The organism is Pseudomonas sp. 10B238 (assembly GCF_000970615.1).
Classification (GTDB): Bacteria; Pseudomonadota; Gammaproteobacteria; order Pseudomonadales; family Pseudomonadaceae; genus Stutzerimonas.
In genome coordinates this window covers 180433-201046 of sequence record NZ_KQ033936.1, presented here as the reverse complement: position 1 = coordinate 201046, position 20614 = coordinate 180433, and the positions used below count along the sequence as shown (strand labels likewise).

26 protein-coding genes are annotated in these 20614 nt (G+C 60.9%); 18 read left to right on the top strand and 8 right to left on the bottom strand.

Annotated elements, in window-relative coordinates:
• Positions 1 to 60: 60 nt before the first annotated feature.
• Together glnL and ntrC are read left to right on the top strand one after the other, a co-directional pair.
• A complete protein-coding gene (gene glnL, locus RT21_RS16330) occupies positions 61 to 1143 on the top strand; it encodes a nitrogen regulation protein NR(II) (RefSeq protein ID WP_046163551.1) in 1083 nt (360 codons plus the stop codon).
• Entirely contained in the window at positions 1140 to 2573 is a 1434-nt protein-coding gene (ntrC, locus tag RT21_RS16325) for a nitrogen regulation protein NR(I) (RefSeq protein WP_046163550.1), read from the top strand. The genes glnL and ntrC overlap by 4 nt, the downstream gene beginning before the upstream one ends.
• Positions 2574 to 2602: 29 nt before the next feature.
• On the opposite strand, the gene RT21_RS16320 is transcribed toward ntrC, so the two are convergent.
• Positions 2603 to 3043 (bottom strand): hypothetical protein, encoded by a 441-nt coding sequence (locus tag RT21_RS16320; protein ID WP_046163549.1) that lies wholly within the window; start codon positions 3041 to 3043, stop codon positions 2603 to 2605.
• Between RT21_RS16320 and trmL the strand changes: the two genes are divergently transcribed.
• The 14 genes from trmL (at position 3042) to RT21_RS16250 (ending at position 12775) form a co-directional block, all read left to right on the top strand.
• The gene (gene trmL, locus RT21_RS16315) at positions 3042 to 3503 is read left to right on the top strand and encodes a tRNA (uridine(34)/cytosine(34)/5-carboxymethylaminomethyluridine(34)-2'-O)-methyltransferase TrmL (RefSeq protein ID WP_045422512.1); all 462 of its coding nucleotides are present in this window, start codon (positions 3042 to 3044) and stop codon (positions 3501 to 3503) included. The genes RT21_RS16320 and trmL overlap by 2 nt on opposite strands.
• Positions 3504 to 3707: 204 nt before the next feature.
• On the top strand, positions 3708 to 4244 hold the full coding sequence (gene hslV, locus RT21_RS16310) for an ATP-dependent protease subunit HslV (protein WP_045431382.1): 537 nt from the start codon (positions 3708 to 3710) through the stop codon (positions 4242 to 4244).
• Between the two features lie 28 nt (positions 4245 to 4272).
• Positions 4273 to 5619, top strand: a complete 1347-nt coding sequence (gene hslU, locus RT21_RS16305) for an ATP-dependent protease ATPase subunit HslU (protein ID WP_046163548.1) — start codon at positions 4273 to 4275, stop codon at positions 5617 to 5619.
• A gap of 53 nt (positions 5620 to 5672) precedes the next feature.
• A complete protein-coding gene (locus RT21_RS16300) occupies positions 5673 to 6047 on the top strand; it encodes a gamma-butyrobetaine hydroxylase family protein (RefSeq protein WP_046163547.1) in 375 nt (124 codons plus the stop codon).
• Between the two features lie 281 nt (positions 6048 to 6328).
• A complete protein-coding gene (gene ubiE, locus RT21_RS16295; RefSeq protein WP_045422518.1) occupies positions 6329 to 7099 on the top strand; it encodes a bifunctional demethylmenaquinone methyltransferase/2-methoxy-6-polyprenyl-1,4-benzoquinol methylase UbiE in 771 nt (256 codons plus the stop codon).
• Complete coding sequence (locus tag RT21_RS16290; RefSeq protein ID WP_046163546.1) at positions 7099 to 7722, top strand: ubiquinone biosynthesis accessory factor UbiJ; 624 nt, start codon at positions 7099 to 7101, stop codon at positions 7720 to 7722. The genes ubiE and RT21_RS16290 overlap by 1 nt, the downstream gene beginning before the upstream one ends.
• Positions 7719 to 9329, top strand: coding sequence for a ubiquinone biosynthesis regulatory protein kinase UbiB (gene ubiB / locus RT21_RS16285; RefSeq protein WP_046163545.1), 1611 nt, complete (start codon positions 7719 to 7721; stop codon positions 9327 to 9329). Before RT21_RS16290 ends, ubiB begins: the two co-directional genes overlap by 4 nt.
• 49 nt (positions 9330 to 9378) lie before the next feature.
• Positions 9379 to 9774 (top strand): phosphoribosyl-AMP cyclohydrolase, encoded by a 396-nt coding sequence (hisI, locus tag RT21_RS16280; RefSeq protein WP_046163544.1) that lies wholly within the window; start codon positions 9379 to 9381, stop codon positions 9772 to 9774.
• Positions 9767 to 10099 (top strand): phosphoribosyl-ATP diphosphatase, encoded by a 333-nt coding sequence (locus RT21_RS16275; RefSeq protein WP_045422524.1) that lies wholly within the window; start codon positions 9767 to 9769, stop codon positions 10097 to 10099. Before hisI ends, RT21_RS16275 begins: the two co-directional genes overlap by 8 nt.
• A 24-nt stretch (positions 10100 to 10123) precedes the next feature.
• Positions 10124 to 10354 (top strand): twin-arginine translocase TatA/TatE family subunit, encoded by a 231-nt coding sequence (gene tatA, locus RT21_RS16270; protein ID WP_045422526.1) that lies wholly within the window; start codon positions 10124 to 10126, stop codon positions 10352 to 10354.
• A 6-nt stretch (positions 10355 to 10360) separates the two neighbouring features.
• Positions 10361 to 10750 carry a Sec-independent protein translocase protein TatB gene (gene tatB, locus RT21_RS16265; RefSeq protein ID WP_046163543.1) on the top strand — a complete coding sequence of 130 codons (390 nt, stop codon included), beginning with the start codon at positions 10361 to 10363 and terminating at the stop codon, positions 10748 to 10750.
• Complete coding sequence (gene tatC / locus RT21_RS16260) at positions 10747 to 11550, top strand: twin-arginine translocase subunit TatC (protein ID WP_045422530.1); 804 nt, start codon at positions 10747 to 10749, stop codon at positions 11548 to 11550. Before tatB ends, tatC begins: the two co-directional genes overlap by 4 nt.
• Positions 11547 to 12254 (top strand): 16S rRNA (uracil(1498)-N(3))-methyltransferase, encoded by a 708-nt coding sequence (locus RT21_RS16255; protein ID WP_046163542.1) that lies wholly within the window; start codon positions 11547 to 11549, stop codon positions 12252 to 12254. The genes tatC and RT21_RS16255 overlap by 4 nt, the downstream gene beginning before the upstream one ends.
• A gap of 101 nt (positions 12255 to 12355) precedes the next feature.
• Positions 12356 to 12775: a UPF0158 family protein gene (locus RT21_RS16250; protein WP_046163541.1), complete on the top strand. Its 420-nt coding sequence runs from the start codon at positions 12356 to 12358 to the stop codon at positions 12773 to 12775.
• Positions 12776 to 12796: 21 nt separating this feature from the next.
• Here RT21_RS16250 and dtd read toward each other — a convergent pair whose 3' ends face one another.
• Positions 12797 to 13234, bottom strand: coding sequence for a D-aminoacyl-tRNA deacylase (gene dtd / locus RT21_RS16245; RefSeq protein WP_046163540.1), 438 nt, complete (start codon positions 13232 to 13234; stop codon positions 12797 to 12799).
• Complete coding sequence (gene pip / locus RT21_RS16240; RefSeq protein WP_046163539.1) at positions 13234 to 14205, bottom strand: prolyl aminopeptidase; 972 nt, start codon at positions 14203 to 14205, stop codon at positions 13234 to 13236. Before pip ends, dtd begins: the two co-directional genes overlap by 1 nt.
• Before the next feature lie 76 nt (positions 14206 to 14281).
• Between pip and RT21_RS16235 the strand changes: the two genes are divergently transcribed.
• A complete protein-coding gene (locus RT21_RS16235; RefSeq protein WP_045422540.1) occupies positions 14282 to 14713 on the top strand; it encodes a hypothetical protein in 432 nt (143 codons plus the stop codon).
• A gap of 26 nt (positions 14714 to 14739) precedes the next feature.
• On the opposite strand, the gene RT21_RS16230 is transcribed toward RT21_RS16235, so the two are convergent.
• The 5 genes from RT21_RS16230 to RT21_RS16210 form a co-directional block, all read right to left on the bottom strand.
• Entirely contained in the window at positions 14740 to 15285 is a 546-nt protein-coding gene (locus RT21_RS16230) for a lipocalin family protein (RefSeq protein ID WP_046163538.1), read from the bottom strand.
• 9 nt (positions 15286 to 15294) lie between these two features.
• Positions 15295 to 15549, bottom strand: coding sequence for an outer membrane protein assembly factor BamE domain-containing protein (gene bamE, locus RT21_RS16225; protein WP_046163537.1), 255 nt, complete (start codon positions 15547 to 15549; stop codon positions 15295 to 15297).
• 93 nt (positions 15550 to 15642) lie between these two features.
• On the bottom strand, positions 15643 to 16245 hold the full coding sequence (locus RT21_RS16220; RefSeq protein ID WP_046163536.1) for a DUF924 family protein: 603 nt from the start codon (positions 16243 to 16245) through the stop codon (positions 15643 to 15645).
• A 3-nt stretch (positions 16246 to 16248) separates the two neighbouring features.
• Positions 16249 to 17259, bottom strand: a complete 1011-nt coding sequence (locus RT21_RS16215) for a class 1 fructose-bisphosphatase (protein ID WP_046163535.1) — start codon at positions 17257 to 17259, stop codon at positions 16249 to 16251.
• Positions 17260 to 17471: 212 nt separating this feature from the next.
• Positions 17472 to 19931 carry a glycogen/starch/alpha-glucan phosphorylase gene (locus RT21_RS16210; protein ID WP_045422550.1) on the bottom strand — a complete coding sequence of 820 codons (2460 nt, stop codon included), beginning with the start codon at positions 19929 to 19931 and terminating at the stop codon, positions 17472 to 17474.
• A gap of 202 nt (positions 19932 to 20133) precedes the next feature.
• Here RT21_RS16210 and RT21_RS16205 point away from each other — a divergent pair, with 202 nt between their 5' ends.
• Positions 20134 to 20538, top strand: a complete 405-nt coding sequence (locus RT21_RS16205; protein WP_046163534.1) for a YkgJ family cysteine cluster protein — start codon at positions 20134 to 20136, stop codon at positions 20536 to 20538.
• Positions 20539 to 20614: the final 76 nt, after the last annotated feature.

Below are 20614 nucleotides of genomic sequence, written 5' to 3'. Positions count from 1 at the left end.
AAAGGAGCGCCTTGGTTTGCTTCTTGCATTTCCCGACGTACACCCCGGATGCAGACTGCCATGATCAACGAAGCCCTACAGCGCCTGCTGATCGAGAATCTCACCACCGCCACCCTTTTGCTTAATTCACGGTTGCGCCTGGAATACATGAACCCCGCGGCCGAGATGCTGCTGGCAGTTAGCGGCCAACGTAGCCACGGTCAGTTCATCAGCGAACTGTTCACCGAGTCGTCGGAAGCCCTGGCTGCATTGCGCCTGGCCGTCGAAGAAGCCCATCCGTTCACCAAGCGGGAAGCGACCCTGACATCCGCCAGCGGCCAGACGCTGACCGTCGACTACGCCGTGACGCCGGTACTGACGAAGCAGGAGACGATGCTGCTGCTGGAAGTGCTGCCACGCGACCGGCTGCTGCGCATCACCAAGGAAGAGGCGCAGCTGTCCAAGCAGGAAACCACCAAGATGCTGGTCCGCGGGCTTGCCCATGAAATCAAGAATCCCCTTGGGGGAATACGCGGCGCCGCCCAACTGCTGGCTCGCGAACTGCCCGAAGAACACCTCAAGGATTACACCGAAGTCATCATCGAAGAGGCCGACCGCCTGCGAAACCTGGTCGATCGGATGCTCGGCTCAAACAAGTTGCCATCGTTGGCGATGACCAACATTCACGAGGTGCTCGAACATGTCGCCAGCCTGATCGAAGCCGAATGCCAAGGCAGCCTCATTTTGGTGCGTGACTACGATCCAAGTATTCCCGAGGTCCTGATGGACCACGAGCAGATGATTCAGGCCGTGCTCAACATCATGCGTAACGCCATGCAGGCGCTTGCCGGGCAAACCGAACTGGGGCTGGGCCGCCTGACGCTACGTACTCGCACGCTGCGCCAGTTCACCATTGGTCATATCCGCCATCGGCTGGTCGCCCGGATCGAAATCATCGACAACGGGCCAGGCATACCCGCCGAACTGCAGAACACGCTTTTCTACCCGATGGTCAGCGGCCGCCCCGACGGCACCGGCCTCGGCCTGGCCATTACCCAGAACATCATCAGCCAGCACCAGGGGCTGATCGAATGCGAAAGCCATCCCGGGCACACCTCGTTTTCGATCTTCCTGCCGCTGGAACAAGGAGTACCAACCGCATGAGCCGCAGCGAAACTGTCTGGATTGTCGACGATGACCGCTCCATCCGCTGGGTCCTGGAGAAAGCGCTGCAACAGGAAGGCATGACCACCCAAAGTTTCGAAAGCGCTGATGGTGTAATGGCGAAACTCGCACGGCAGCAGCCGGATGTGATCATTTCCGACATCCGCATGCCGGGTGTGAGCGGTCTCGACATGCTGGCGCAGATCCGCGACCTCTACCCGCGCCTGCCCGTGATCATCATGACCGCGCATTCGGACCTCGACAGCGCGGTGGCTTCCTATCAGGGCGGCGCGTTCGAATACCTGCCCAAGCCTTTCGATGTGGATGAAGCGGTATCGCTGGTCAAGCGCGCCAACCAGCACGCCAAAGAGCAGCAAGGGCTAAAGGCACCCGCCGATCAACGCCACACAACGGAAATCATCGGCGAAGCGCCGGCGATGCAGGAGGTGTTTCGCGCCATTGGCCGCCTCTCCCACTCAAACATTACTGTGTTGATCAACGGGGAGTCCGGCACCGGCAAGGAGCTGGTCGCTCATGCCTTGCACCGGCATAGCCCACGTTCGGCTTCCCCCTTTATTGCACTGAATATGGCCGCGATTCCAAAGGATCTGATGGAATCGGAGCTGTTCGGTCACGAGAAAGGGGCCTTCACAGGAGCTGCCAACCAGCGTCGCGGCCGCTTCGAGCAGGCCGATGGCGGCACGCTGTTCCTCGACGAAATTGGCGACATGCCCGCCGACACCCAGACCCGCCTCCTGCGAGTGTTGGCTGACGGCGAGTTCTATCGGGTCGGCGGTCATACACCGGTCAAGGTCGACGTACGCATCATTGCGGCTACCCACCAGGACCTGGAAACCTTGGTTCAGGCCGGTAAGTTTCGCGAAGACCTGTTTCATCGGCTGAATGTCATCCGCATCCATATCCCACGCCTGTCCGACCGCCGCGAAGACATTCCGACGCTGGCCTCACATTTCCTTGCCAGTGCCGCTACCGAACTGGCAGTCGAGACCAAGCTGCTCAAGCCCGAAACCGAGGAATACCTGCAAAACCTGCCGTGGCCGGGCAACGTGCGCCAGCTGGAGAACACCTGCCGCTGGATCACGGTGATGGCGTCCGGGCGCGAAGTGCATGTCGACGACCTGCCTCCGGAACTGCTCAATCAGCCGGCCGATGCCATGCCGTCGAACAACTGGGAGCAGGCGCTGCGCCATTGGGCCGACCTGGCACTGGCTCGCGGCCAATCGAATCTGCTCGACGAGGCGGTACCGGCTTTCGAACGCATCATGATCGAGACTGCACTCAAGCACACCGCCGGCCGCCGCCGTGATGCGGCTCTGCTATTGGGCTGGGGACGGAATACGCTCACGCGCAAAATCAAAGAGCTGGGAATGGGCGACAGCGCAGACGAGGATGAGGGCGACGAAGCCTGACCTGAACTGGCGCAGCCAGCGGCTGCGCCTTAGCGCGGCTTGACCTCGACCAGCAAGCGCCACTCGCCATCGATTTTTTCACCCGACCAGCTGGCTACGAGCGGTCGGGTCGCCACGAAATGCAGCAACAACCCCTTCTCCGTAGTCTGCACGCGCCAGCCAGCACTGGTGCTCCCAACCTCTATACGCCCGGCATCGGCGCTGCCCTTGGACTGAAACAGCATGCCCACGGCGCCTTCGACGTCCTGGCTGTAGAGCTCCGGCTCGCGGTTAAACCATAGCTGCAGCCCACTCGCTACAGGCTCGATACGCAACAGCTCGGCCGGGCCAGGCCGAAAGACGTGGCCGAGAAAAGAGCCGAACAACAGCCCAAGCAGCACCAGCGAGCCGAAAAAGCGCCGGCGAAGGCGAGGTAGCGGGTCGTTAGCCGCAGTAGAATGCCGGTCGTTTTCAGAGTCGGTGCCGCGCATGTTTCATGTAATCCTTTTTCAACCGGAGATTCCGCCGAATACCGGCAACATTATCAGGCTCTGCGCCAATGCTGGTTGTAGCCTGCACCTGATCGAACCGCTGGGCTTTGAGCTGGATGACAAACGGCTGCGCCGCGCCGGGCTGGATTATCACGAGTACGCGCCGCTCAAGCGACACGCCGATCTCGATAGTTGCCTAGAGAGCCTCGGCCGCCCTCGCCTGTTCGCCTTTACCACCAAAGGCTCGCAACCCTTTCATGAGGTCAAATTCCAGCGCGGCGATGCCTTCCTGTTCGGCCCGGAAAGCCGCGGTTTGCCGCCGGAGATCCGCGACGCGCTGCCCAACGAGCAGCGCCTGCGCCTGCCGATGCGTCCAGACAGCCGCAGTCTGAACCTCTCCAACACCGTGGCCGTCGCCGTCTACGAGGCCTGGCGACAGCTGGACTTCGCGCTGCAATAGCGCTGCCTCGCTAACAGCGGGCCCGTGCGTGTCGCTTGGCGATCCGTAACGCTCAGCCCTGTCTGAATGGCCAGCCGCCTGCGTCACGTCGGTAGATTCAAAGGGGCAAGACGCGATTCCCTCGCATCGGTTGAAATGCGCGGCAGCGTCCCCCATATCAAGCGCATTCGGGCATTCATCGCCCCGCTGCGTGGAGATTTTCCTTTGACCACCATCGTTTCAGTACGCCGCAACGGCAAAGTCGTCATGGGCGGCGACGGCCAGGTTTCCCTCGGTAACACCGTCATGAAAGGCAACGCCAAGAAAGTCCGGCGCCTCTATCACGGCCAAGTCCTGGCGGGCTTCGCTGGCGCCACCGCCGATGCCTTCACCCTGTTCGAGCGTTTCGAAGGTCAGCTGGAAAAACATCAGGGTCATTTGGTTCGGGCGGCCGTTGAGTTGGCTAAAGATTGGAGGACCGATCGGTCACTGAGCCGCTTGGAAGCCATGCTAGCGGTAGCCAACAAAGACGCCTCGCTGATCATCACCGGCAACGGCGACGTCGTGCAGCCAGAGAACGATCTGATTGCCATGGGCTCCGGCGGCGGCTTCGCCCAAGCCGCCGCCATGGCACTGATGCAGAAAGGTGACCAGAGCATGTCCGCCCAGGACATCACCGAAACCGCGTTGAACATTGCCGGCACCATCTGTGTCTTCACCAACCAGAATCTCACCATCGAGGAGCTCGACAGCGCGATCTAATCGCCCTCGAGCCCCGGAGTACCGCACCATGTCCATGACGCCCCGCGAGATCGTCCACGAACTCAATCGCCATATCATCGGCCAGGACGACGCCAAGCGTGCCGTCGCCATTGCGCTGCGCAACCGCTGGCGGCGGATGCAGCTCTCCGCCGAGCTGCGCCCGGAAGTGACGCCAAAGAATATCCTGATGATCGGCCCCACTGGCGTGGGCAAGACCGAGATCGCTCGCCGCCTGGCGAAGCTGGCCAATGCGCCGTTCATCAAGGTGGAGGCGACCAAGTTCACCGAAGTGGGCTATGTAGGTCGTGATGTCGAGTCGATCATCCGCGACCTCGCCGATGCCGCACTGAAGATGCTCCGCGAGCAGGAAGTAGTGAAGATGCGTCATCGCGCCGAAGATGCCGCCGAAGAGCGCATCCTCGACGCGCTGCTACCTCAGGCTCGCCCGGCCGGCTTCAATGAGGAGCAACCGGTGCAGAGCACTGATTCCAATACGCGCCAGCTGTTCCGCAAGCGTCTGCGTGAGGGCCAGCTCGACGACAAGGAAATCGATATCGAAGTGGCCGAGAGCCCAGCCGGTGTCGAGATCATGGCTCCCCCAGGCATGGAGGAGATGACCAATCAGCTGCAGAGCCTTTTCTCCAACATGGGTAAAGGCAAGAAGAAAAGCCGCAAGCTGAAGATCAAGGACGCCCTCAAACTGGTCCGCGATGAAGAAGCCGCGCGCTTGGTCAATGAGGAAGAGCTCAAAGCCCGCGCACTGGAAGCGGTAGAGCAGCACGGCATCGTCTTTATCGACGAGATCGACAAGGTCGCCAAGCGCGGCAATACCAGTGGCGCCGATGTCTCCCGTGAAGGCGTGCAGCGCGACTTGCTGCCGTTGATCGAAGGCAGCACGGTCAACACCAAGCTGGGCATGGTCAAGACCGACCACATCCTGTTCATCGCCTCCGGCGCGTTCCACCTGTCCAAGCCCAGCGATCTGGTGCCGGAACTTCAGGGTCGACTGCCGATCCGCGTCGAGCTCAAAGCGCTTTCGCCGGAAGACTTCGAGCGCATCCTCACCGAGCCACACGCCTCGCTGACCGAGCAGTATCGTGAGCTGCTGAAGACCGAAGGGCTGGGCATTGAATTCACCGAGGACGGCATCAAGCGCCTGGCGCAGATCGCCTGGCAGGTCAACGAGAAGACCGAGAACATCGGTGCTCGCCGCCTGCACACGCTGCTTGAGCGCCTGCTGGAAGAGGTCTCGTTCAGCGCTGGCGACCTGGCCGGACAGCAGAATGGCGAGCCGATCCGCATCGATACCGCTTACGTCAACAGCCACCTCGGTGAGCTGGCCGAAGACGAAGACCTGTCGCGCTATATCCTTTGAAACAAGCGACTGCGCCTCATGGACGAGGCTCGGCGCGCTGTCAGGAGCAATCGATGCGTATCCCTACTGCAATCAAGCTGCACAAAACGTCGAAAACACTGGAGCTGGAATACGGGCCAGAGCAGCGCTATGTGCTATCCGCTGAATTTCTGCGGGTCCACTCGCCTTCAGCCGAGGTGCAGGGTCACGGCAATCCGATCTTGCAGACCGGCAAAATCAACGTTGCACTTCATGGCATAGAGCCGGCCGGGCAGTACGCGCTCAAGCTGACCTTTAGTGATGGCCACGACAGCGGCCTGTACAGCTGGGACTATCTCTATCGGTTGGCGACCGATCAGCAGCAGATGTGGGCGGACTACCTCGACGCACTTGCCCGCGCTGGAAAGTCCCGTGATCCGGACGTCTCACCGGTCAAGCTGATGCTTTAATCTTAAACGTGTAGGCGCCTGCTACGGCGGACCGCGCTTCATTGATCCACGACCGGGCCACCGGGGTGTAAAAAATCGCATCCGCCTTGCGCTCAAGTGGGGTTCAGGATCGAAGCGCCTGGACCAGGGCTTGCTCGATTTGGGTCTGAACGCCGTCGCCCAGCGCCGACTGTCAGGCTGTGTTTGGCCAGCATGAACTGCGCTGACTTGCCGCTCGCTGCTTGGCGCTCAAGGATGCTTTTAGGTTTAGAATGCCGGCACATTCTTCCGGTGACAGTGACATGACCGATCCCCGCAAAGAGCGTGACGCAGAAGCCACCACCCACTTCGGCTACAAGAACGTGCCGGAGAGCGAAAAAGCGCAGAAGGTGGCAGAGGTATTCCATTCTGTGGCAGCCAAGTACGACCTCATGAACGACCTGATGTCCGGCGGCGTGCATCGCCTCTGGAAGCGCTTCACCATCGAGCTGTCCGGTGTCCGCCACGGCAACCGGGTGCTGGATATAGCCGGCGGCACCGGCGACCTGGCGCGCCAGTTCTCACGCATCGTCGGGCCGACCGGCGAAGTCGTACTGGCCGACATCAATGCCTCGATGCTCAAGGTTGGACGTGACCGCCTGCTGGATAAAGGCGTGGCCGATAACGTCAAGTTCGTTCAGGCTGATGCCGAAAAGCTACCGTTCCCGGACAACCACTTCGATGTAGTTACCATCGCCTTCGGCCTGCGCAACGTGACGCACAAGGAAGACGCCATCGCGTCCATGCTGCGCGTACTCAAGCCCGGCGGTCGGCTGCTGGTTCTGGAGTTTTCCAAACCGACCAACCAGCTGTTCTCCAAGGCCTACGACGCCTACTCGTTCAGCCTCCTGCCGATGATGGGCAAGCTGATCACCAACGACTCCGAAAGCTACCGCTACCTAGCCGAGTCGATCCGCATGCATCCGGATCAGGAAACCCTGAAGGGCATGATGGCCGACGCCGGCTTCGAGCGCGTCACCTACCACAACATGACCGGCGGCATCGTCGCCCTGCACCGCGGCATCAAGCCCTGATGCTGCGCGCTGCCTTGCTGGCCGGCGCCGAGCGCGGTCTCAATGGCGTTCTGCGCCTGGATCCGACCGCCCTGCCGCGGCTGGCCAAGCTCAGTGGTCGAATCATCGAAATCGACTGCACGGCACCGGCTTTGAAACTGTTCATCCTGGCCGATGCCGATGGCCTGCGGTTAGCAACGCAATGGGGCAGCGAGCCGGATTGCCGCTTGCGCGCTTCCGCCACGGATCTGCTGCGCCTGGCGACCAACCGCAACAAGACGGCCATCCTGCATGGTCCGGATGTCGAAATCCAAGGCGACAGCGGCGCGCTGATGAGCCTCGCCGAAGTGCTGCAGGATCTCGAGCTGGACTGGGAATACGAGGTGTCGCGCTGGCTGGGTCCGGTTGGTGCGCATCTGCTCGGTTCCAGCGCTCGCCGTCAATCCGCCTGGTTGCGACAAACTGCTGGCAGCCTGCAGCAGAACCTGGCCGAATACCTCAGCGAAGAATCACGCACACTGGTCGGCATAGCCGAGGCTGAAACGCGCTTCGCTGAACTCGACCGCCTCAAGCTCGACCTCGACCGACTCGACGCTCGCATCGAGCGGCTCACCCACTTCCAGAAACCAGACCGATCCGAATGAAGCTGTTCGCTGCGGCCCGCCGCCTGTTTCGCATCCTGCTGGTGGTGATCCGCTACCGCCTGGACGACATCATTCTCGACCTGCCGATGCCATGGTGGCTGCGCGCGACCAGTTACCTGCTGCCATGGCGCTGGCTGCCACGCCGGCGCACCGAACTCTCTCGAGGGGCGCGCCTGCGCCTGGCGCTGGAAGGGCTCGGCCCGATTTTCATCAAATTCGGCCAGATTCTTTCGACCCGACGCGACCTCCTGCCGCTCGACATCGCCGAAGAGCTGGCCATGCTTCAGGACCGGGTACCGCCGTTCGACTCGGCAGTCGCCACAGCACTCATCGAACGCGAACTGGGCGCTCCGGTGGGCGAGGTGTTCGCCCGGTTCGACAGCAAGCCATTGGCGTCCGCCTCGGTAGCTCAGGTGCATGCAGCCAAATTGCGCAGCGGCGAAGAAGTCGTGGTGAAAGTGGTGCGACCGAACCTGCGACCGATCATCAGCCAAGACATTGCCTGGCTGTTCCTGCTAGCGAAGACCGCCGAACGCGCCTCCAACGAGGCCCGCCGCCTACACCTGGTAGAAGTCGTCGACGACTACGCCAAGACCATCTACGACGAACTCGACCTGCTGCGCGAAGCGGCCAACGCCAGCCAGCTCAAGCGCAACTTCCAGGGTTCTCCGCTGCTTTACGTCCCTCAGATTTACTGGGATTACTGCCGCCCGCAAGTGCTGGTGATGGAGCGCATCTACGGCGTGCCGGTGACCGACATGAAGCGTCTGGCCGAGCAGCGCACCGACATGAAACAGCTGGCCGAGCGCGGCGTGGAGATTTTTTTCACCCAGGTCTTCCGCGACAGTTTCTTCCACGCCGACATGCATCCCGGCAACATTTTCGTCAGCACGCACCAGCCGTGGAACCCGCAATACATTGCGGTCGACTTCGGCATCGTCGGCAGCCTCACCCCCGAGGATCAGGACTACCTCGCACGCAACTTGATGGCCTTCTTCCGACGCGACTACCGCAAGGTGGCACAGCTGCACATCGACTCGGGCTGGGTGCCGGCAGAAACCAAGGTCAATGAATTCGAGGCTGCAATCCGTACCGTCTGCGAGCCAATCTTCGAAAAACCGCTAAAGGACATCTCCTTCGGTCAGCTGCTGGTCCGCCTGTTCCAGGTCGCGCGCCGCTTTAACATGGAAGTCCAGCCACAGCTGGTACTGCTCCAGAAAACGCTGCTCAACATCGAAGGCCTGGGCCGTGAGCTCTACCCGGAACTGGACCTATGGACGACTGGCCAGCCTTACCTCGAGCGCTGGATGCGCGAACGCATGAGCCCGAAACAGCTGTTGAAGAACGCCCAGGCGCAGATCGAACAGCTGCCGCACCTGGCGGGCATGACGCGCGAGCTGCTCGAGCGCATGTCGGGGCCCCACGCGAACAACCTGCCGCCGCCCTGGCGCGAACACCATCATCACTGGCCATTGCGTCTGGTCGGCGCCGCGTTGCTAGCCGGGGGCGCCACGCTGGCGGCGGCGGCCGAGAGTATTTCCGCGCTGGCGACCTGGCCCGCCTGGCTGATGCTGGCGGCAGGCATCTACATCGTGGTGCGCCGATAGCCAGCGGTCGGGCAGGCTGGCACACTGAGCGTACAGAGTGGAGAATCCGATGAACTGGCTGGATCAAATCAACTGGAACGAAGACGGGCTGGTACCGGCGATCGCCCAGGACCATCAGACCGGGCGCATCCTGATGATGGCTTGGATGAATCGCGAAGCGCTGGAGCTGACCACCACGGAGAACCGCGCCATCTATTGGTCACGTTCGCGTGGCAAGCTGTGGCGCAAGGGGGAGGAATCCGGCCACGTGCAGAAGCTGCACGAGCTGCGCCTGGACTGCGACGCCGACGTGATTGTATTGATGGTCGAACAGCTTGGTGGCATTGCCTGCCACACCGGGCGTGAAAGCTGTTTCTACCGAGTCTTCGAGAACGGTGATTGGAAGACTGTCGAACCGGTCCTCAAGGACCCGCACGCGATATACGCGGAGCAGACACATGAGTGATACCTTTTCCCGTCTGGCCGAGGTGCTGGAAGCCCGCAAGGGCGCCGCGGCGGACAGTTCCTATGTAGCCAGCCTCTACCATAAGGGACTCAACAAGATTCTTGAGAAGGTCGGCGAGGAGTCGGTAGAAACCATACTGGCCGCCAAAGACGCTGCCGCAAGCGGTGACGCCAGCGACCTGATCTACGAAACCGCCGACCTCTGGTTTCACAGCTTGGTAATGCTGGCCGCGTTGGATCAGCATCCACAGGCGGTCCTGGACGAACTCGACCGGCGATTCGGTCTCTCTGGGCATGCGGAAAAAGCCGCGCGCCCACATTCCTGATAGACAACTTCGGAGTACTGCAGCATGGGTTTTGGTGGAATCAGCATCTGGCAGCTCCTGATCGTTCTGCTCATCGTGGTCATGCTTTTTGGCACCAAGCGCCTCAAGGGCATGGGCTCCGACCTTGGCGATGCGATCAAGGGCTTCCGCAAGTCCATGGGCACCGATGAGGAAAAGCCCAGCGTCGAAGAAAAGCAGAGTCACACCATCGATGCCGAGGCCCGCAAGGTCGAAGATCCGACAAAGAAGAACTGAGGCGCCATGTTCGATATCGGCTTCACTGAACTGCTGCTGATCGGCCTGGTTGCGCTGTTTGTGCTGGGCCCGGAGCGCTTGCCTGGTGCGGTGCGCACCGCTGGGCTCTGGATTGGCCGGGCCAAGCGCAGCTTTGCCAACATTAAGTCTGAGGTCGAGCGCGAGATCGGCGCCGACGAGATTCGCCGTCAGCTGCACAACGAGCGCATCCTCGACCTTGAGCGGGAAATGAAGCAGAGCATCATGCCCAGCTCGCCCAGCGCCAACAGCACGCCATCCCCGCAATCGGCCACGCCGCCACCGGATGCCAGCCATCTCGAAGAGGCAGCGTCCACAGAAGCCAAACCCGCCGACACGGCCCCCGTACCTCGCCCGGACAAATCGCCTGAGCCATGAGCAATACATCCATTGATGATCAGGAAATGCCGCTGATTGCCCACCTGACCGAATTGCGCAAGCGGCTACTGCGCTGCGTGGTGGCGATACTGCTGCTGTTTGGCGGGTTGTTTTACTTCTCCCAGCAGATCTACGCGCTGGTGGCCGCACCGCTGCGGGCCTACCTGCCAGAAGGCGCGACGATGATCGCCACAGGCGTCGCCTCGCCGTTCCTGACGCCGTTCAAGCTGACGATGATGGTGGCGCTGTTCCTGTCGATGCCGGTCATCCTGCATCAGATCTGGAGCTTCATTGCGCCCGGTCTGTACAAGCATGAAAAGCGCGTTGCGGTGCCGTTGCTGATCTCCAGCATCTTCCTCTTCTACGGCGGCATGGCCTTCGCGTACTTCGTGGTCTTCCCGATCATGTTCGGCTTCTTTGCCAGCGTGACACCCGAAGGCGTGGCGATGATGACCGACATCGGTCAGTACCTCGACTTCGTGCTGACATTGTTCTTCGCTTTTGGCGTGGCGTTCGAAATCCCGGTAGCGACCTTCCTGCTGATATGGGTGGGCATCGTCGACGTAGCCACCCTGCGCAAAAGCCGTCCCTACGTTGTGGTCGGCTGCTTCGTCGTTGGCATGGTGTTGACGCCGCCCGACGTGTTCTCCCAGGCTTTGCTCGCTGTGCCTATGTGGATACTGTTCGAGGCCGGTCTACTCTGCGGCAGTATGGTGAAGAAGCGCGAAGAAGAATTTCGCGGTGATGCAGACGGCAGCGAGCCCGACCCCGGCGATCAACCGCCCGTTTCACGTCCGTGAATCTGTTGCTGCTGGAGGCGGCCGACTTTGTCGCCGCCGATCGGGTAGTTCTGCGTGACCGCCGTCTGACACACCTCCATGAGGTTCACCGCGCCGAGGCGGGAGAGTGCCTGAGGGTCGGATTGCTAGGCGGCCAAATGGGCCAGGGACAGCTGCTGCGTCTGGACGCCACGGAAGCCGAACTCAAGATCGAGCTGCAGCAAACTCCGCCAGCCAAATTGCCCGTTACTCTGCTGTTGGCCTTGCCCCGGCCGAAGATGCTGCGCCGCGTGCTGCAGACGGTAGCCAGCATGGGCGTGCCCAAGCTTGTCTTGCTTAACAGCTACCGCGTAGAGAAGAGTTTCTGGCAGACCCCTTTCCTGGAGCCGCAGGCCATCCGCGAACAGCTGCTACTCGGACTGGAGCAGGCCCGCGATACCGTGTTGCCTGAAGTCATCATCGAGAAGCGCTTCAAACCCTTCGTAGAAGACCGCCTGCCACAGCTGGTTGCCGGTACCCGCGGCCTGGTCGGTCACCCAGGCGACTACCCGACCTGCCCTCGCGCACTGAGCGAGCCGGTGACGCTGGCTATTGGCCCCGAAGGCGGCTGGATACCCTACGAAGTGGAGAAACTGACCGAGGCCGGCCTGCAGCCAGTGCAGCTTGGGGATCGCATTCTGCGAGTTGAGACCGCCGTCAGCGCCCTGCTGGCGCGCTTGTTCTGAAGATCATTTAGCCGAGATGCGACGCAGTACCGATGAACGTAGTGCACGCAAGCAGTGCACACGGGTCAGAGCCTGTGAACCCCTCAATCATAGTTGTAGCCATGCGACCCTTGACCATAGATCTTCACCGCCTGGAATACGCCTTGGAAAACCGCGACGCCAGCGAGCATTACCTGGACTTGGAGTCCGGCCAGATTCAGGTGGTTTTCCCCGGAGAAGCCGCCCCAGGTGTCGATGAAAAATATGATGTGCAAGAAGATCGCTACTTGCACATCGAGCCTCTCGGTTTGGCGCAGTCGATCGCGATGCGTGAAGCCTTCCTGTTCACCCAGCACGACCCCAACGCCCATGCCGTCCTTGCCCATGCCTTGCAGGGACGCAAGCCGCTGCGAACGTTCGACTTCAAGCTGGAAGACTTTCCAGATGTTCGCCAGGCCTGGCTGGACTATCAGGCGGTGCAGTTGGGTGAATACGCTATAACCTGGCTGCACGAAAACGGGCTCGAATCGTCGAAACGCTGACCTAGCTCCGCCGCCTTATCCTCAGCTTTCCAGCAGGAAGGTCACCGGCCCATCGTTCTGAAGATAGACCTGCATATCGGCACCGAAACGGCCACAGGCCACATTCGAATGCTGCAGACGCGCCTGACCGACCAGATAATCGTAGAGCTCTTCGCCCAGCTCTGGAGGCGCAGCAGTTGAGAAGCTCGGCCGCAGACCACTGCTCGTGTCCGCCGCTAGGGTGAATTGAGAAACCAGCAACAGACCACCACCGACGTCAGAAAGTGAGCGGTTCATCTTGTGGTTCTCGTCGCTGAACACTCGGTATCGCAACAGCTTGTGCAGGAGCTTATCGGCACGCGCTCGATCATCCTCCCGCTCGACACCGACCAGCATCAGCAGGCCCTGATCGATCGAGCCGATCACCTCGCCAGCCACCTCGACCCGCGCCTGACGCACGCGCTGGATCAATGCCTTCATCAGGCCTCCTCAGGGGGTAGGTCGAGCAGGCGCTGTGCTATCTCGGCCGCGGCTCGGACCAGTGCATCGCAGATGCCATGTTCGGATGCTGAATGGCCAGCCTCGCGAATGATCTGCAGCTCACTGTTGGGCCAGGCCTCGTGCAGCGCCCACGCATTGTCCAGCGGGCAGATCACGTCATAACGGCCATGCACGATGATGCCCGGCAGGTGTGCAATCTTGTGCACGTCGCGTAGTAACTGGTTCGGCTCAAGAAAGGCCTGGTTGACGAAGTAATGGCACTCGATACGCGCCATTGCCAGCGCACGATGAGTATCGGAGAAACGATCGACTACCTGAGTATTGGGCCGCAGCGTGGCCGTGCGTCCCTCCCAGCAGGACCAGGCCTTGGCCGCATGCATCTGGGCGATCTGGTCGGTACCGGTCAGACGCTTGTAGAACGCCTGCATGAGATCGCCGCGTTCTTCTGGCGGAATCGGGGCGATGAAGTCCTGCCAATAATCTGGAAACAGGCGGCTAGCGCCTTCCTGATAGAACCAGTGGAAGTCCTCCGGCCGACACAGAAAGATGCCCCGCAGGATGAGTGCATGGACACGCTCAGGGAAGGCCTGGGCATACGCGAGCGACAGCGTCGAACCCCAGGAGCCGCCAAACAGCACCCACTTGTCGATGCCGAGAAAATCTCGGATGTGCTCCATGTCCGCGATCAGGTGCGCCGTGGTGTTATTTTCGAGGCTTGCATGGGGGGTGGAACGACCGCAGCCACGCTGATCGAACGTGATGATGCGGTAAAGGTTGGGGTCGAAGAAGCGACGACTCAGCGCATCACAACCACCGCCTGGGCCACCGTGAACGAACACAACAGGCAGGCCCTCCGGCGACCCACTCTCGTCGACGTAAAGCACATGCGGCGCTTCGACCGCCAGCTCATGCCGGGCGTAGGGTTTGATCTCCGGATACAAGGTTTGCATGGCACACTCCATGATCGGTACGCGGGTTAGGCCGCCTGACGTTTCCGGCATCATAACGAGGTTCGAGAGGTTAGGCATGCCCGTATGGAAATTAGCCGTCGCGTTCATGGCGGTAGCGCTGATGCTGGTCGGATGTGGTCGCGATGATCCAGAGGCTGCGCTGCAGGCGGCTGTTGAATCGCTGCAGGAGAGCATCGAAAGCAAGGACACCTCACGCCTCATGGACCTCATTCACCAGGAGTTCAGCGCTAACCAAGAGGCGGATCGGGACTGGGCAAGACGCACGGCTACCTTGATGTTCCTACGTCATCGCAACGTGAACGTCATCGCACTCAACAGCCGCAGCTGGATTGACCCGACCTACCCTGACAAAGGCTACAGCGAGGCACAGGTGGCGCTGACCGGTGCCGAAGCCCTCCTGCCTCAGCGGCTCGGGCATTACAACGCCCGGCTCGAATGGTGGCTAGCCGATGGAAAATGGCAACTGGCTCGATTGAACTGGGACTAGCCGACCTGCCCTTGCGAAATGGCAACTCAGCCCTTTTCACCGCGCCAGATCAGCTCGCTGGTGTCATAGCCACGCTTACGGGCCTCGTCGAGCAACCGGTCCCGGGTTGCATCATCAATCTCCTTTTCTCGCGATAGCAACCAGAGGTAATCCCGATCAGGACTGCCGACCAGCGCCACACTGTAGTCATCGGCAAGATAAAGGATCCAGTAATGTCCCTTGGTCAGGCCCGGGAAGAGGTTGCTGAACCAGTTGTCGAAGCGAACCCACAGCTTGTCCGTCTCGCCCTTCTGCTGCGGTACCGCCTGCCCCGTGGCCTCTTGCTGTTCACCATCTTCGGTTTCGCAGCGATTGGTCACCGCCACGCTGCCGTCATCCTGCAGCCGGTAATTCGCCTGCGAACGCACGCAGTTGCGCTGAAAAAACATCGGCAGGCGCGCCTGCTCGTACCAGGTGCCTTGATAGCGTTCCAGATTCACCTGTCCGGCGGTCTCAGGTCCGTTCACGTTACTGCCGGAACCTGCGCACCCGGCGATCAGTAGTGCAGTGAAAAGCGCAACGAACAAACGCATTAGGGCTCCTTATTTCAGACCTTGGCCCGAAAACATCATGACTTTGTCACCCGCGAACTGGATGCTGATAAAGCGGTTTTTCTGCCCCCAGGTGCAGCTCGACATGCCCAGCGCGCCGGCGCACTCGCCTGGCTTGCCCAATAGCTTTTCGACCTCTGCACGGGACATCCCCGCCTGCAACTTGGCGAAGTTTTCCTGCGTCACCGGACTGCACGCAGCCAACAGCACGACAGCGACAACCAGCGATACATAGCGCAACGACATGTCGGATTCCTTTTTTCGAGTCAACGGCTGGCCTTGCTTGGCCTTGCGGTAACAGATAGAAAACAAGCCGCCCAGGATGGTTCCTCAGCAGGACTAGAAGCCTGAACCAGGCCCAGCGAGAAAAGTCTGTTCAGCCTCGCTTGAGCTGCGACCCAGAATGGCATTGCGATGAGGAAAGCGGCCGAAGCGAGCAATGACCTGCCGATGGCGTTCAGCAAAGTCGAGGAAATCGGCAAACAGCTTTTGCTCGCCCGCATCGGCGATGCCAAGGAGCTGCTCGAACTGCTGCACGGCCTGATCCTGCACGCTGAGATTTTCCGCGTGTTCCAGCACAAGGTAAATGAATACACGCTGTACAGGCGCCAGCAGGACATCGCCGCCGTGGGCCATGCCGTCCCGCACGAGCTGCAGCGCGCGCTCGTCGCCGGCGAATGCCTTCGGTGTGCCACGATGGATCATGCGCGGAAGCTGATCAAGGAGAAGGACAAGTGCGAGCCAGCCATGTGGCGACTCGACCCACTCGTTCAGCTCGCCTGCGAGTGCGCGCTCGGTGAGATCACCGAAACGCTTGCGGGCTTCTTCATCCTGTTCGGGCTTGTAGCCGAACCAGAGGCCATTCTTTGCGCCAGCTACCTCAGTAGCGGTGGTGCCCTCACCGAACCACCAGTTCAGCAATACCTGTGAGGGCGAGGTCATCTTTCAGGCCTTGTGGTAGCCAGTGACGCGCTCGACTTCTTCCTTCGACCCCAGGAACACTGGCACACGCTGGTGCAGCGACTCGGGCTGGACGTCGAGAATGCGCTGAGTGCCGGTGGTTGCCGCGCCGCCGGCCTGCTCGATGATAAAGGACATCGGGTTGGCTTCGTACATCAGGCGCAGCTTGCCGGCCTTGCCAGGCTCGCGGGAATCGCGTGGGTACATGAACATGCCGCCACGGGTCAGGATGCGGTGCACGTCAGCCACCATCGAAGCGATCCAGCGCATGTTGTAGTTCTTGTTTAGCGGGCCTTCATTGCCGGCCAGCAATTCACTCACGTAGCGCTGTACCGGTGCTTCCCAGTGACGCTGGTTGGACATGTTGATGGCGAACTCAGCGGTGCTTTCCGGCACACGGATGTTTTCATGAGTCAGCACGAAGCTACCCAGTTCGCGGTCGAGGGTGAAGCCCATGACGCCGTTGCCCAGGGTCAGCATCAGCATGGTCTGCGGTCCGTAGATCGCATAACCGGCTGCAACCTGCTTGGTACCTGGCTGGAGGAAAGCCTCCTCGCCAAGGGCGTCATTTTGGGAGAAGCACGCGTCTGGGCAGCGCAGTACGGAGAAGATGGTGCCGACCGACACATTGACGTCAATGTTGCTGGAGCCGTCCAGCGGGTCGAAGACCAGCAGGTAGGCGCCTTTCGGGTACTTGCCAGGAATCTGGTAGGCGTTGTCCATTTCTTCCGAGGCCATACCGGCCAGGTGACCGCCCCACTCGTTGGCTTCGAGCAGGATTTCGTTGGAAAGGACGTCGAGTTTCTTCTGGACTTCGCCCTGGATGTTCTCGGTTTCGGTCGCCCCGAGAACGCCGCCCAATGCGCCTTTGGAGACGGCGTGGCTGATTTCCTTGCACGCTCGAGCCACTACTTCGATAAGGAAGCGCAGATCTGCAGGGGTGTTGTTGCTGCGGGTCTGCTCAATCAAGTAGCGACTCAGGGTTACGCGTGACATGGAATGGCTCCGGAGGGATGGATAAGCCCGCGCAGTTTAGCAGGCCCGGGGGGAAACTAACCCTCCCTCAGACCTGTCGACAGGGCGCAGAGTTCAGCGAAGCGGCAAAGTGCCCGTAAGCCATATCTTCCGTCTTCCCGGAACCCCCTCCCATCATGCAGAAGCGGCGGCGGTCCGATCCATCAACCCGCCAAGCCGCTCCACTTTGCCCATCAGAGCACCTTCCAGATCTCCTGGGCATATTCGCGGATGGTACGGTCCGACGAGAACCAGCCGGTGCGTGCCGTGTTGAGCACCGCCGAGCGCCACCAGCTGTCCGCATCGCGCCAGCGCGCCTCGACCTCCAGCTGCGCCTGCCAATAGGCCTCGAAGTCGGCACAGACCATGAAGGTATCGTGCCATTTCAAACCATCGATCAAGGCGGTGTAGCGGCCCGGATCTTCAGCCGAGAAGGCACCATTGCGGATCGCCATCAAGACTTCGTTGAGCCGTGGCGAACCGATGATGGTGGCTTCGGCGTTGTACTCGTTGGCCTGTTTGCGCGCCTCGACCTCCTGCGCGGTCATGCCAAAGATGAACATATGCTCGGCACCGATCTGCTCGCACATTTCGACGTTGGCGCCATCCAGCGTGCCGATAGTCAGCGCGCCGTTCAGGGCAAACTTCATGTTGCTGGTGCCCGACGCCTCGAGCCCTGCCGTGGATATCTGTTCGGACAGGTCGGCGGCCGGGATGATGCGTTCGGCCAGACTGACGTTGTAGTTCGGCAGGAACACGACCTTCAGCAACCCACGCACGGTCGGATCATCGTTGATGGTCCGGGCGATATCGTTGGTCAGCTTAATGATCAGTTTGGCCGTGTGGTAGCTGGCCGCCGCCTTGCCGGCGAAGATCTTCACGCGCGGAACCCAATGGCCGCCCGGATCGGAGCGAATCGCCTGATACAGCGCGACGGTATGCAGCAGGTTCAGCAATTGACGCTTGTATTCGTGGATGCGTTTGACGTGCACATCGAACAACGCGTTCGGATCGACGCTGATCCCCAGCCGCTCCTGAATCATGCGCGCCAGCAACTGCTTGTTGCCCAGGCGCTGGGCGGCGAAGCGGGCACGGAAATCCGGCTGATCGGCGCAGGGCTCCAGCTGGCGCAGCAGCGTCTCCGGTGAATCAAGCAGTTCTTCACCCACATGATCGACCAGCAGACGGGTCAGCTGCGGGTTGGCCTGATACAGCCAACGGCGGAAGGTGATGCCGTTGGTCTTGTTGCTGATCCGCTTGGGATAAAGCGAATGCAGGTCCGTAAACACCGTCTCGCGCATCAGACCTGTGTGCAGTGCTGAAACACCGTTAACACAGTGCGAACCGAGAAACGCGAGGTTGCCCATGCGTACGCGGCGACCGTGGCCTTCTTCGATCAGCGAGACCGAGCGCAGCAGGTTTACGTCGTGGATACCTCGCTCACGCAACGCATCGAGGTGCTGGGCATTGATCAGGTAGATGATCTGCATGTGCCGCGGCAACAGACGCTCCATCAGCCCTACGGGCCAGGTTTCCAGCGCCTCGGGCAGCAGCGTGTGGTTGGTGTAGGACAGGGTGCCGACGGTCAGCTCCCAGGCCTTGCGCCACGGCACTTCATGCACGTCCACCAGCAGGCGCATCAGCTCGGCAACGGCGATCGCCGGGTGCGTGTCGTTGAGCTGGATAGCGGCGAATTCCGGGAGATTCATCAACGTGCCGCGCTGATCCAGGTGCCGGCGCAGTAGGTCCTGCAAGGATGCCGCAACGAAGAAATACTCCTGGCGCAGACGCAGCTCCTGCCCCGCTTCGGTGCTGTCGGCGGGATACAGAACACGGGAAATGCTTTCAGCGCGCGCTTCCTCAGCAACCGCACCGATGTGGTCGCCGGCGTTGAAGCGTTCCAGATGGAAGTCCGCCTCGGCCCGCGCACGCCACAAACGTAAAGTGTTAACGCTAGCCCCGCGCCAGCCCACCACCGGCGTGTCGTAGGCAATGGCCCGGACCCCTTCGGCCCAGTGCCAGAAATGCTTGGGCTGATCAGAGCTGCTGCCATCCGACGGCATCGCCGCCACGCTGCCGCCGAAGCCGATCAGATAGCTGACTTCGGGTCGCTCGAATTCCCAAGGATTGCCGAAATTCAACCAGGTCTCGGTCTGCTCGTGCTGCCAACCATCGACGATCGCCTGGCGGAACAGGCCGTGATCGTAGCGGATGCCATAGCCGTGCGCGGCCACACCGAGGGTCGCCATGCTTTCCATGAAACAGGCCGCAAGCCGCCCCAAGCCACCGTTACCCAGCGCGGCGTCAGGCTCGAGCACACGAATACGCTCGAAGTCGACGTCTACGCCGGCCAGCGCCTCGCGCGCCACATCGAGCAGGCCCAGGTTGCTGAGGCTGTCGGTGAGCAGACGGCCTATAAGGAATTCCAGGGAGAGGTAATAGACCCGCTTCTTGCCTTCTCGATAGCCCTGTCGAGTTCGGTCCATCCACTGGTCGATCATACGGTCACGCGTGGCCAGCGCTACCGCCTCGAACCAGTCATGGTCGGAGGCATGCTCGGGGTCCTTACCGATCGAATAAGTCAGCTTGCTGATTACATTTTCACGAAAAGCTGCGACCTCATCGGCGTTGGGAGCAGTCGTTTCTTGCGTCATGGACAGACCTCGTGCAGCGGGTGAAAGGATACGAAGCATTCATGGCGGCGCCAGGCCGCCTCAAAAAACGGCAATACAGACAGGTTTGCAGGTTTCAGCAGCATCTGGGCGACCGTCTGTCCGGCGTTCGACTCGTCGGTTTCGCTGGAAATTCCACCCCGTGTCGCTATGATCGCGCGCCGCCATTACCGATACCGCCGCCGTGAAGACACGTTTGATCGCTTCTGCCGACCCCGAGCGCCTTGAAACCTGGGCGCGATACAGCAACGGCCTGTGCCGAGACTGCCACGCCACGTGTTGCACTTTGCCGGTCGAGGTGCGGATCGATGACCTGATCCGCCTCGAAGTGGTCGACGCCTTCGAGCGTGACGAGCCGCTCAAGGGCATCGCCAAACGCCTGAGCAAAGAAGGCCTCGTTGAACATTTCAATCAGAAGCACGGCATCTTCACTCTGACCCGACTGGCCAACGGAGACTGTCTTTACCTCGATCGCAAGACACGCTTGTGCACGGTCTATGCCAAGCGCCCCGATACCTGCCGCAACCACCCGCATGTCGGTCCAAGGCCCGGCTACTGCGCCTATCAGCAGAAAACCGCAGCGCGCTAACGCCGCCTTCCAACCCATCCGAAACGTCGGAAAACGGCCGCTAAAAAGCGCCGCGGAAACTGGCAATATCGTGACT